10 protein-coding genes are annotated in these 12,823 nt (G+C 60.3%); 5 read left to right on the forward strand and 5 right to left on the reverse strand.

Annotated features, from left to right (window positions below; all coding sequences use genetic code 11):
- The 4 genes from L904_RS20185 to L904_RS20200 form a co-directional block, all read right to left on the reverse strand.
- On the reverse strand, nucleotides 1–1,836 hold a 1,836-nt coding region (locus tag L904_RS20185), incomplete at its 3' end, for a recombinase family protein (RefSeq protein WP_059775524.1).
- A gap of 83 nt (nucleotides 1,837–1,919) precedes the next feature.
- Entirely contained in the window at nucleotides 1,920–2,774 is an 855-nt protein-coding gene (locus tag L904_RS20190) for a recombinase family protein (RefSeq protein ID WP_245285016.1), read from the reverse strand.
- A gap of 157 nt (nucleotides 2,775–2,931) precedes the next feature.
- Nucleotides 2,932–3,729: a hypothetical protein gene (locus tag L904_RS20195; protein ID WP_035261351.1), complete on the reverse strand. Its 798-nt coding sequence runs from the start codon at nucleotides 3,727–3,729 to the stop codon at nucleotides 2,932–2,934.
- Nucleotides 3,730–4,356: 627 nt separating this feature from the next.
- The gene (locus L904_RS20200; RefSeq protein ID WP_035261353.1) at nucleotides 4,357–4,692 is read right to left on the reverse strand and encodes a hypothetical protein; all 336 of its coding nucleotides are present in this window, start codon (nucleotides 4,690–4,692) and stop codon (nucleotides 4,357–4,359) included.
- Nucleotides 4,693–5,542: 850 nt separating this feature from the next.
- Here L904_RS20200 and L904_RS20205 point away from each other — a divergent pair.
- The 5 genes from L904_RS20205 (at nucleotide 5,543) to L904_RS20230 (ending at nucleotide 11,515) form a co-directional block, all read left to right on the forward strand.
- Entirely contained in the window at nucleotides 5,543–6,721 is a 1,179-nt protein-coding gene (locus tag L904_RS20205; RefSeq protein ID WP_035261356.1) for a hypothetical protein, read from the forward strand.
- 332 nt (nucleotides 6,722–7,053) lie between these two features.
- Nucleotides 7,054–8,115 carry a hypothetical protein gene (locus L904_RS20215; RefSeq protein ID WP_035261361.1) on the forward strand — a complete coding sequence of 354 codons (1,062 nt, stop codon included), beginning with the start codon at nucleotides 7,054–7,056 and terminating at the stop codon, nucleotides 8,113–8,115.
- Between the two features lie 112 nt (nucleotides 8,116–8,227).
- Entirely contained in the window at nucleotides 8,228–8,770 is a 543-nt protein-coding gene (locus L904_RS20220) for a hypothetical protein (protein ID WP_035261364.1), read from the forward strand.
- Nucleotides 8,763–10,742: an ATP-binding protein gene (locus tag L904_RS20225; RefSeq protein ID WP_051671860.1), complete on the forward strand. Its 1,980-nt coding sequence runs from the start codon at nucleotides 8,763–8,765 to the stop codon at nucleotides 10,740–10,742. The genes L904_RS20220 and L904_RS20225 overlap by 8 nt, the downstream gene beginning before the upstream one ends.
- The gene (locus L904_RS20230; protein ID WP_035261367.1) at nucleotides 10,739–11,515 is read left to right on the forward strand and encodes an ATP-dependent Zn protease; all 777 of its coding nucleotides are present in this window, start codon (nucleotides 10,739–10,741) and stop codon (nucleotides 11,513–11,515) included. The genes L904_RS20225 and L904_RS20230 overlap by 4 nt, the downstream gene beginning before the upstream one ends.
- Before the next feature lie 217 nt (nucleotides 11,516–11,732).
- Here the strand turns inward: L904_RS20230 and L904_RS20235 are convergent.
- A partial coding sequence (locus L904_RS20235) for an MFS transporter (protein WP_059775522.1) occupies nucleotides 11,733–12,823 on the reverse strand: 1,091 nt, incomplete at its 5' end.

Raw genomic sequence — 12,823 nt, forward strand, 5'->3', positions numbered from 1 at the left:
CGCAGGTTCAAATCCTGCCCCCGCAACCACTGAAACTTGTAAATTCTCCCACTCGGGGTATTTGCGACGAAGCTCCTCCTCATATGAGTCGAGGAGCTTTTTGCGTTTCTGCTCCGTGTCGATCTCGCCGGATGCGATCCGGGCCATCAGATCATTCTGGGCGGCGGTGATGAACTGCTGCTCCATCAGGTCCAGGACCTCCATCGAGGCCATGATGTTGGCGATCGAGCCGTGTACCTGCAAACTGGCCGGTTGATGGCCCGGGGTCTTGCCGATCACGACGGTCTGGATGAGATCACGCACGATCGGCATCAGCCGCTGCTTGGCATGTTCGTCGGCGTTGTTGCGTGCGAGGAAGATCAGCTTGCGGATGCTGATCTCGGTATTGGCGGGATTGAACTGCGCCTTCAGCTTCGCAATCTTCTCCTGGAAATCCTCGGCCGGCTCCTGCGAGTGGGCGAGTTCCAGAACCAGCGCCTCGCGCGTGACTTCCAGTTCGTCCAGTTGATCATCCAGGATGGCAAGCCGCGGCCGGCCGTCGGCATGGCGGTCCTGAATCTGCTGCATGAGACCTGACTGTTTCGACTTGATCGCCGCGAGTTCTGTGGTCAACTGGTCCTTGCGCGAAGGCAGGCTCTTCAGCTTGCTTACCTCATGCGCGACCATCTTCTCTGAAATCCGATCGAAGATATCCATCGAGAAGAAGGCCACGGGCAAGCAGTTGAGGACGCGTTCCTCCAGTTCATGGCGCGTGATGGTCTTGCTGTTACCACAGCAGGCGCCGTCGAGGTCGTCGATCGGCAGGCGCTTCTTGCGGTTGGTGCAGCTATAGCGGTCCTTGCCGCTAATGGCGTAAGGGCCGCCACATTCCGCGCATTCGAGCAGGTGACTGAGCAGGTATCCCGGGCGGTGCGTTGCATTCAGCCGGTTACTCTGCCCGAAATCGAACAGCTCACCGATCTCTTTCTGACGCTCCTTCACCCGCTGCCATAGGCCGTCGGAGACGATGCGCATCTCGGGCACTTCCGTCAGCACCCATTCGCTTGCGTCGTTGGCGCGCGCGGTGCGTCGTTCAGTCTCCGGGTTCTTGCGGTAGTTACGCTTGTTCCAGACCATGCGGCCGATGTAGCTCTCGTTGTTGAGGATGCCGGTGCCACGGCTGACGTGGCCGCGGATGGCGGTGTCGCGCCACTTGCGGCCGCGCGAGCCCGGGATGCCCTCTTTGTTCAAAAGCTGGGCGATGTCGCGAGGCGACACGCCGTCGGCATAGAGGGAAAAAATCCGGCGAACCACCTCAGCCTTTGCAGGATCGATCTCGCGCAAACCCTTGATGCGATCGCCGTTCGCATCGCGCTGCTGCGAGAGCATGTAGCCGTAGGCGAGGCAGGTGGATGCCTTGCCTTTCCGGACGGCCATCTTCATGCCTTCGCGCGTGCGATACCGGATCTGTTCGACCAGTTCATGGCTGAGCGCGGCGCGCAATGCCATCTCGAGGTCGGTCACCGGGGTGCCGGCGTGGACCGTCCAGATGTCCGCGTCGCAATAGCGAAGCTGCTTGAGGATCTTCGCGCTATGCTCGATGTCGCGCGACAGGCGATCGACGGTGACGCAGAGGACGACATCGATGCGCTCGCGCTTCACATGCGCCATGAGGCTCTGGATGCCGGCGCGGAGCTGGTAGCTGGTGCCGCTGATGGCGGCGTCGGAGTAGATCTCGACCAGCTTCCAGCCCTGACGTGCGACAAAGGCCTTGCCGAGTTCGATCTGCGTTTCGATCGAGACCTCATGCTGGCGGTCGGTGGAGTAGCGGGCATAAAACAGAACATTCTTTGTCATTTGCGGAATTCCATATTCATCAATGTCTTCGTGAACACTGGCCGGCATTGCCGGCCAGTTCGTTTGCAGCGTGCTCAGCTCTGCTACTTGCGGCGCCCTGCCAATCCTGCAGCACGCTCGGCTGCGGCATCCTGGCGATCCTTCACGCGGTCCCAGAGTTCATCGCTGACGATGCGCAGTGCCGATACGTAATCGTAGTCATCGCCGTCAGGTTGTTTACAGGCGCCGATGTAAGCCGGATTGTTGAGGATCCCGGTTCCGCGAGCGCGGTTGCCGCGGATCGCAGCGTCGCGCCAGATACTGCCACGGGGACCGGCCACGCCTTCCACATTAAGAAGAGCAGCGATCTTTGTCGGTGCCATCCCCTCGGCATACATACCGAAAATACGCCTGATGACATCGGCGGCGACCGGATCGACGACCTTGAAAGCGAAGATGCGCTGGCCGTCCGCATTGCAGGCGCCGGCATAGCGATAGCCGAATGGAAGGGGCGCGAAGTGTTTCTCCTCGCGCAGGTCGTCGGGCACCTGGGCAATGTGGCTGCCCATGGCAAACATCTTGCTGCGGTCATCAATATAGTAATCGGACAGGTTCCGGGCGGTGATCCGCTCGCCGGGATCGGCGGCCCAGAGTTCGATGCCCTTGCGAGCGAGTTCGCTCAACAGCCGGCTGGCGATATCAAATCGTGAGCACAACCGGTCCAGCGTATGGCAGAGGACGATATCGACTTTCTCGCGCTCGATATGGGCGAAAAGCTTGCTCACGCCGGGCTGCGCCATGAAGACGACTTCGCCGATGTCCTCGTCAGCATAGGACTTTACGAAGGTCCAGCCATTCTCCTTGATGAAGCGGTGCCCGTAGTAGAGCTGCGTTTCGAGGCAGGCATGGTCATGGTATCCGGCAGAATGGCGTGCGTAGAACAGAACGTTCTTGGTCATGGAGTGATCTCCGTTTGAATGTGCGAAGTCGGGGGACATGGTAACCGGCGGCGGGGGATTTGAGAGCCCCGCGGCGATGCCAGATCATCATGGTCTGGCGGTTGGCAGGTACAGGCGGCAATAATTGCCGTGATAAGAAGCCGCTCCGGAGCGCTGGTCAGTAACCCATCATGGCGCGATAGGCCGTGGCTTCATCGGTGTTCCCGCGAATCCAGCCATGCTGCTGAAGCTTGAGAAGGCTGTCGACGACGCCATCGCGCGCGCCGCACCACGTCCAGCCGGAATCGGCGGGGCGGATAATGAAGACTTCGGTGGAGGTCACCTTGATCCGCGTTGCACCGGTCTCCGCCTTGACGGCTTCGCGAAACAGGCGGTCCAGTTCCTTGATCCGGCGTTTCTGTTCGGCCGTCAGGTGCGCCGGCTCGACGCGGGACGGGGTCTTCGACGGGATATGCGTCGCGGGGATACAGTGGGTGAGGACGAACACACGGTGCACCTGCTTGCGACGCCAGGGTGCCCGGTCGATATCGACCATAAGGCCGTTATTGGTCACATCGCAAAACAGCTCGCCACTGATCGCGACGCGGTGGTTTCTCATAAACACGACGCAAGGGTGGCTTTGCTGGATGCCCGTGCGGGCTTTGAGGTATGCCGCAAGGGTCGGACGACCTTTGATGTCGTGCCATTCGCCCGCATAGCCCAGCAATCGCAAGGTGCTCTCGATCTCGTCGTCGTGCGTCTTCGTGATCGCGGGAGCGCGACGACGGTCTACCCAGCCAGCGCCATGACGGTTGAGGCGCACGGCATCCCGGACGCGGGACATCGGCTCACCCGTGATGGAGGCCATGGCTACTGTGCCGGAATGTAGCCGGCATTTGGTGTCGTTGTCGACATCGTGGAGGTGATGGGTTTTAACCGCAACGATGGCAGACGGATGCTGGATGATATTCGACATGGAATCTCCTTATAGTCGTGGATCGTCGTCGCTTGCGACGGCGATCCACGCGGAGAACTTCCTCGCGCATGCGGCCGGTGCAGATTCCGAGACCGGAATCGTCCTTGCACTCGATGTCCCGGGACGGCTGGATCGTGGCGCCGTCGACATGGAAAACGTGAACCATGGGCGCCTCCTTTCCGTTGCGGGCTGGCCTGTTGAACACTTGTCGGCGCCAATAGCACACAAAGTTCGGAACTTCTCAAGTGTCCTTGTCTGTATGGGTTTCGATGCCAGTTTGCCGAAAATTACCGGAATTCCCGAAATGGCACGGCCGGAATCATTGATCTGCGGGGAAACGCCATCAGCGACCCAAACGGCGGTAAGTCATTGTTAGGCATAGAGTTGTGAAAACTGTGGCTGATGTGCAACACGCGTGTTGCCGTGACCTATCCGCCAGTCGTGGATCACGTGTCGGCCCACGTCCCCCCGTGAAAATGCTCGAAACATTCGATTCAGAATCAAACGGCGATTAACTGAGTAATGGGGGGAGGTGTCGTAGAGATTGCAAACGCCGTTGGGCGTTCCCATGGCGGGGTTGGGATGACAAGGGGCTGGAACCGTAGTTGGCAGGTCGAACGAAACCGGTCAGTCACCCTCGTCGGCACCATCAGGATAGAGCAGGTGGGGCTTGCGGCGGAAGGGCCAGTCGCCATCCCGGTACTTCTCGACAAGCTCATCGAAGACGGCGTGGGATGCATGTTCGTCGAACCCTTGCCGAACCAGCATCGAGACGACGACATGCTGGAAGTGTTCCAGCTCTTCGGTCTTCTCGCGCGTCGTCATGCCAGAGATTGTCATGAACAGCGCCGTGCGGGCCACATCGTCGCGTCCGGGGCGTTTGGCCTTTCTGTCGGCATCACGCAGCTTCTGCTGTCGCTCGCGCTGTTTACTGTTGCGGATCTCCTCGGACTTCGCTGGCATGCACTCTTCCCCATCAGGTCTCTGGCTAGCGATGCCAGACCGTTGTCACTACTGCAACGCCGTTTGCATGGAATCGGAGATCCCGGTTTATGAATCGTTTTGTTGGGGTTCTGAATCAAATGAACGCAATTTGAGATCAATTGCGGACACGTTGAGACAGGTCGAGATAAGTTGGCGAGGGACAAACGGCGGCCGTGAATCAAATGACCAGCGTTTGGAATCAAAAATATCGGACCTTGAATCAAATGAGCGCAATTTGTCTCGACGTGCGGACACGTTGAAACGAACTGTGGGCAAGCTGACAAAAATCGCCGACGGCTTCCTGTCGCGCTTGCGCCTGCAGACCCATCTCCATTCCGGAATATGAGGCGGCGAACCGAAATCTTCCCGGTCGGTTCATCCGCGAAGTCGCATGTCATATGTCCCAGCCGTTCGCGCGGAATGTGCCATCTTCGGATGGAAATCGAGCGCCGCTCTTAGACGGCGAGACGCTGGCTTCGTGTTTACTTCGTCGCGTGTTTCCGTGACGACAAAACTACTTCGTGAAGGCCTTAAATGTGGGAGGTCGGCTATCCGGCTTCGGATTCTGGATTTTTTGGTGAAATAATATCTATCAAATCTGAAGTGTAAATTATTTACGAATACCGTATATATCGATATCAATTGATTAATATAGCGTTTTATCTTAAATAAAGCCGCCGAAAAATGCACAGATATAAAGATTATAATCGAATGTATACTATAAAGATATTTTACTTGAATTTGCATTACATCCGTATTGGCGCGATCATATAGTCATCCGATGCGTTGTTCATCGGATACATTGTAAACGCGACACACGGAGACTTCCATGCGCACCAGAAATACCAAGACCACTGCGACCGCCGCCTTCTCCTATAACTATGAAGAAGAGGGGATCGGGCACACAACGCGCGATCTGCTCGAAAGCAGCGCGGCCCATATCTTCGACCTCGGGCGCCGCACCACCGAGCAGACTTTTGAGCTCGGCGATCATCTGGCGAAAGCCGCGGACCTGCTGGCTGATGGCCGATTCGACAAATGGGTAAAGATGCGCTGCGGCCTCGCACCGCGCAGCGGTCGCAACTATATGGCGGTGTTCCGCAACCTCGGCCATGTTCGTGATGAACTGGTCGATCTGTCGGTCGGGGCAACAGCGCTGTTCCACCTGAGTTCGGCCACCGACGATCAGGTCAAGGCGGCCATTGCCTTTGCCGAGGAGAACGGGCGCCTTCAGGTTGCCGATGTGAGGGCCATCTTGGCCGGTGGCGAGGAGGGCGGTGACAAGGCTGAGAAGGACGATCAGTTCTCTACCGGCGGTGTTGGCGGGCTGAAAGTGTTGATTGCGGCCAAGATCCGCGATGGAGTGAAGGCGTTCATCGAGCACCTCGTCACGATCTGCAAGGCGGTCGAGGCTTCGTTGACCAGAAGCCGCGTGATCAAGGAAGCGCTGGCGAAGGAAATCCAGGACATCGCCCGCGTCGCGCGTCAGGAACTCGAAAGCCTGGCCTTGTTCCTCGAGCCGGAACTCGATTATGGCCGCAACACTAAGGCCACGAAGTTCCCGCAAGGAAGCGGCTGGGCCGAGGTAAACGACACGCTCCACACATTGGGGGGTGTCGATGGCTGGCCGAAGTCGAAAGACATGCGTGACTGGCTTGCGCTGCATGTCCTTCCGGTGCTCGGTTGGGCGGTGTCAAAGGAGCGGAAGCCGGAATGGCCGCTTGCGGCGCCAACTGCTCCGGCTTCCGAACCGGCGGTTCCGGCAGAAGCGGACAGCGTCGGCGATCATCACGATGCCGAGCCGGTAATGTCGGACGAGGTCTCTGATGATGCCGATGTCCCGGATGAGGTGATCGATCGGTTCGGCGCGGCGCTGGAGGAGGCGACCGGCGGCTTCATGACGGTCAGCCGTGAAGCGCCGCGAAACCGCAGGCAGTTTGCCAAGGTGCCGGCGCTTGGCGATGACAGCGTCGCCGAGGCTGAACTCGTACCCGCCGTCACGTCGTAAGATGCAGTTGCAGGAAGGCCGGTGAACCGGCCTTCCCGCCAAACTCGAAAGGGCCGCATGTCGGCCCTTTTCCTTTTGCCTGATGATGGCGAGCGGAAACGCGCAGGCCGACCGTTGCGATCACCGGACGCGTTCGTTGGTCCGGACTTCGTGAGCCCACCGTTAACTATGTACCGGCTTTGTTCTTTTTTGTTGTTCCGGGTCCTTGAGCCCGGCTCCCGGTCCTGCCAGGTTGGGGTCGTTCGGAAGACCGGACATAAAGCGGCCCAAGCCGATGCTGGTAACATCGACAAGGGCCTGACCCTCAAGCCTTCTGACAAAGGAATCGGGCTATGACCACGCATACTCTCTCTACCCCTGCCGGGGAAGTTATTCGTTCGACTGTCGCTGCGGCATCGATGTTCTCCGATCGCTCATTCGGCATCGGTGCCTACAGCATCGGCGAACCGGCCGCGCTGCGCCGCCATCCGCACATCGTTCGCTTCCGTGACGTCGAGGCCGATCTCGATCTGCTGATCGACCGCGCCATTGCGGCAATCGCTGAAGGCGAACCCGTCGAGGACGAGATCCTCGGCCACTACGTTCATATCGCCTCGCTCGTTCGCGCAGTGTCCTTCCGGGAAGGCAAATTGTTGGAACAAGCGGTCGAGCGTCTGGCGAAGGCCAATCCCAACATCGTTGTCTTGACCCAGTCGTTGAAGCTTCCTTTGGTCAAGGCGGCACTCGAAGCCGTGTCCGGAAACGACTGGCAGAGTCTTGATGGCATCAAGCTCGATTGCGAGGCACCCGCCAAGGGCAGCTATACGCCGGACCTGATCCTTGTGAATCGGGCGCGACACACCGCTTACATCCTCGATCTGAAGCGGTCGCTGGCCTCCTACGGCGACACCAGCCGTCTCGAAGAACTGAAGCTGAAGATGATGGCCTCGGCGATGGTGTTGCCGGACTGGCTCTATAAAAACCACAAGCGTCTGATGGTCGACACGGTCGAGGTTGCCATCGTCGATGGCGCCAGCCGCCCGAGCGATCATGCCACCGGTATCTGGGCCTTGTCCGAGATCGATGACCTGCTGGAGATCGACGGTGTCGCGGCCTGCATGGCCGAGCTGCGTCTGCGCTTCGGCCGCCGCGTGCAGCAACTTCTCGAAGCGGAAGCCAGCAAGGCGCTCGGTGTGATGATGGTCGCTTCGGCCGCGGCCGCTACCTCGGCCGTTTCCGGCAAGCCGCTGATTGCCTTGAACGGTCCTGCGCGAAGCTACGAGGAAGAGCAGGCGATGACCGCGCCGGACGAGGATGATGGCCATTACGATCTCGGCTGCTACGACGATCAGGACGACGAACCGGAGCCCGCCCGCATCCGGGTCGGTTTTGCCCGCCGTCCGCGCCGGCACTGACGAGCCGCTAGCCCCATGGCACTGATCGCGGTCGCGCCGGGTGCGTGGCCGGCTTCCCTCATCTTCCATTCCATAAACGCCGGATGCGATGCGCTCCGGCGAGGAGACACTCATGTCCATCGATACCCACAGCCCGTCTGTGGCCGGCTTCCGGTGCGAAGCGGTCACGACCGATACCATCGCGTTGCCTTGCCTTCACAGCAGGCTCGCGAATATCCCCCCGGTACAATCCGATGACGTGGATCGCGGTTCGAGCTATCGCGACGACCCCGCCGTCCTGATCGGCCTGGCACTCGCCTTCGTCCGGCAAGGTCCTCTGCTGGATGGCCTTGTGCCGGAACCTCTGATGCTGCGGTTGCGTGCACGTGCCGATGGTGACAACGCGGCATGCCGCCTGCTGCTCGACTGGCTGGGAGGCCGCAACCGGGATCTCGATCGGTCCCGGAACGAACACCTGAGCCAGTCTGTCTCGACCGGCTCGTCGGATGACGCGCATCCGCCGCGTCGTTCGCCGCGCGAGCGTGTGTTGGTGCGGATCCCGAGGCCCGGTGCCATTGACGGGCGGCGGCGTGGTCGGACGCGTCCGCGCGATCCGGTGCAGAACGCCCAAACGGCAATTATTGCCGCGGAGACGGGAGGTCGGATTGATGGATAAGCTGGCCCGACTGTTTATCCGCCGCCTTCGTCATCTTGCCCGCCGCGAGGCGCGCCGAATGGCACTCCGCAACGGTCTGCTGGAAAGCAAGATCGTCGATGTCGATGGTCATCTCACCTGCCGCTACAGCCCGACGTTCGACACGACACGCCTGAGCGGCGATCCGATCCGTGATGATACCTGGTTCCGGCGGAATTTTGGTGACTGGCTTGTCGCACCGAAGGAGACCGGCAATCCGACGGCCGGCTCTGCTGGCGATGGTGTTGTGACCGCCGGGCTCATTCATCCGCCGTTCGCCTCGCAACTCGTAAACATCCCTCGGGCGCGGCGCGGCACAGGCGCGCATGACGGAGTGCTGGGAGACGGCATCGATCGGCGTACCTACGCGGTCGGCCTGGTGGATCGGGTGGCGGCCGCGCCGCTGGTCAGTCACATCGTTGCAACCCTGGTTTTGGCGCGTGCGATGCAAAGGAGCGAACGGTCGCTTCGGGAGATCGTTTATACGCTGACCCGTGTTACACCGGTCGTCACTCTGCATGCGCCACTCGATGGCTTCGAGCGGGAAGTGCTGCGGCTCCTTGAAAAATCCCGGCTGGTGCCCGGCGGCCCGTTTGCAGTCATCGAGTCGGATCACATGTTCAACGATGATCACTTCGATGTCGTCGAAAATGAGACACGCAGGCGTCTGATGACCTTCTCGGGCGCGGGCGTGCATCGCGTCACGGGTAATGCCCTGCGTCGGCGGATGCTCAGCGCGCTGTCGCGCGACTTGTCGATCCTCGCCATCGCGGAGAAGCGATCGGACATTCCCTCGCTGCTACAGATTGCAGCCGACCTGTCGCTGGAAACGGGAAAGCTCGATCGCAGGTTCGTCGCCGATCTGGTCGAGGTGCTTTATCCGGACGAGGCAATCGAAACTCTCGGTCTGCCTTCGGATTCCGATGCGCGCTGGCTGTCGCTGGAGGATCTGGTTCTTGCGTTTCGACCGGGGCGTCATGTTCGCGACGTGCTGCATATCCTTGCAGTGCTCATTGAGCGCAATCGCAGCGACTTCGAGGAAGAGGAGGACGGTGGTGGCGGGAGCGACGACAAGGCATCCGGATTGGCCTCGTCGGGCACATCCACCGAGAAGCCCCAAGGCTCGCACGAAAAGCCGAAAGCGACCGACACTGATAGCAACGGTCGTTGGAAAAAGGAAAAGCCGTCCGGCGCCGAAGTGATCCGGCCGGAACCTTCGCCGACGGTGGGCGAGATCGGTCATAAGCCGCCAATGACCGTCGAGACCCTCTCCGGATATGGCCCGGCGAAGGACTGGGCGCTCGATCTCAAGGCAGATATGGACGATTACCGGGCAAGCACCCTCGCTTGGTCGGAGATGAGCACCAAGCTTTTGCTGTCCGGCCCGCCAGGGACCGGCAAGACCACCTTCGCCCGGGCGCTGTGCAACAGCCTGCAAATCCCGTTGATCGTCACATCCGTCTCGACCTGGCTGCAGGGCGGGCATCTGAACGACGTGATCGACAGGATGAGCAAGACGTTTGTCGAAGCGCGGGCCATGGCTCCGGCGATTCTGTTCATTGACGAGATCGACGGTATCGGCAAAAGGCAGCCGGCCGAGCGGGAATATGCCGACTACTGGAATACCATCGTCAACAAGGCGCTGGAAGTGCTCGACGGCGCGATCAAAAACGAAGGGCTGATCATCGTCGGCGCCACAAACCGGCCCGACCATATCGACGAGGCCATCAAGCGATCCGGACGATTGGAGACCCATATCGAAATCCCCAGGCCCGATGTCCCGACACTCACGGATATTCTGGCCCATCATCTCGGCGACGATGTCATGTCGCTGATCTCTGAGCCGGCAGCGGACGCCGATGCTGAAGCCGATGAAGGATTCTCGCTGAAGAGGATCGTTGCCGACTATCTGGAGGAAGACGCAGAAAGTGAACGGAAGGGAGCCAGCCGATGACTGAGCCACAGAACACCAATGCGTCGGAAATGTTGGCAGCCGTGCAACACGCCAATTCCGCCGACGCGATCCTCAGGCGTCTCGCCACGCGGGCGATGGGGCTGACGGGCGCTGATATCGAACGCATCGTCCGCGAGGCGCGATTGAAGGCGCGGCGTGCCAAGCGGGCGATCCGCTATGAGGACATCGAAGACGGCATCCGCGGCAATCGTCCGCCCGTGCCGCACAATCTGCGCTGGCGCTACGCCTTCCACGAGGCAGGACATGCCGTCGTCCATCATGCGCTTGATCTCGGGCCTGTTCGCGGTCTCAATATCGATACCGGGCAAGGCGGCTACAATCTCGTCGGCTTCCACGCCTGGGCATCCGATACCCGCGACTGGTACGAAAACATGCTGACCATGCTGATGGCCGGGCGGGCTGCTGAGCAACTGATGTTCAGGCGTGTCTCGAGCGGCTCCGGAGGTGCCGACGACAGCGACCTGGCGCGGGCCACGCGCCTTGCCTTTGACATGGAGCGCACCCTCGGCTTCGGGACGGAACATCCGCTGCTCTATCGACCCCATCGCGATCCGGGTGCGGTGTTTGACCGCGATACCGAACTGGCGGATCGCGTTCATGCCAGGCTGGAAGCGGCGCTCGACCATGCGGCAACGATTCTTAGAAGGCACAGACCAATCTTCAATGCCTTGGCAAAGGCGCTGTTCGAGGAACAGGCAATGGATGAAAAGGCCGTACTGCGAATCCTTGCTGATGGTGAGCTACGGCGCTGAAGCGATGAGAAAATTCGAAGTGCAGGATGATTGTACAAGTTGTCGCAGAGCATCGGCTAAAGGATTGATAGAGACCGCCGTGGCTGGATCGATGATGTTCATTGAGATACGTGCTAGTCCGTCACCGTAACCATTGCAGATAACTGTCTTCCTCTTTCAATCTCAGCAGGTCCTTTCCATCTGGAAGCCTACAACGCCATCGCCGCAGGCTCGCGCTTCAATGGGTTTTGCTGGTCAATACGATGAGGCCCGCGGTCAGCAATGCACTTGCAGCACCAAGCCAGAGCGCGCTCGGCACGCCGAAATTGTCGACCGCGAGGCCGCCGACCAGTGCGCCAAGCCCGATCGCCAGTTGCGCGATTGACACGAAGAGCGCGGCGATGCTTTCCAGCCGGTCGGGCGCGGAGGTGAACAGGAAGGTTTGCATGGCGATCGGCAGCATGCCGAAACCGAAACCCCAGGTGACAACCCAAGCGACTGCGGCAAGCGTATTGCTGCCGGCCAGCAACAATCCCGCAACAGACAAGGCGATCAGAAAAGCGGTGCCGGCAAGGGCAGACACGAAGTTCCGGCCAGCAGCCCAGCCCCCGAACAGGTTTCCGGCGAACCCCGCCGCGCCATAGCCGAGCAGCACCATGCTGAGTGTGCCCGTATCAATCCCGGTTGCGCCGATGAGGAAGGGAGTAATGTAGGTATAGGCCGCGAACTGCCCGACGAAGATGAGCACGGCTGCCGTCAGACCGATCTGGACTCGTTGCAATCGCAACACGTCTGGAACCTGTTTCAATCCCGAACCATTCTGCGCCCGGATGGCCGGCAACAAAAACTGGAGCGCCGCCACGACAAGCAGTGCGACACCCGACACAAGCAGGAATGCGGTGCGCCAGCCGAACAGGTCACCGATCAGGGCGCCTGCGGGAACCCCGGCGACAGTACCCAGCGAAACACCGGAGAAGATCAGTGCCGTTGCACGCGGTCCTTCCGCGCCGGGGCGCAGACGCGGGCCGAGCGAGCCGCCGATTGTCCAGAAACCACCGACCGCAATTCCGAGCAGCACCCGGCCGAACATCAACGCCGCAAAGCCGTGAGCGGTTGCCACTATGGCGTTGGAGATGACGAGCAGCATCAGCAGTGCGACGAGCACACGCTTGCGATCGAAACGTGCGGCAAATCCGAGGGTCATCGGCGCGGCAAGCGCTGCGAGAAACCCGGGTACGGTTACCATCAGTCCGGCCGTCCCCTCGCTGATGCCAAGGTCAGCCGCGATCAGCGGCAGAAGCCCGACGGGCAGGAATTCGGTGGTGACAA

It is taken from the genome of Agrobacterium sp. LY4 (assembly GCF_001526585.1).
Classification (GTDB): Bacteria; Pseudomonadota; Alphaproteobacteria; order Rhizobiales; family Rhizobiaceae; genus Agrobacterium; species Agrobacterium leguminum.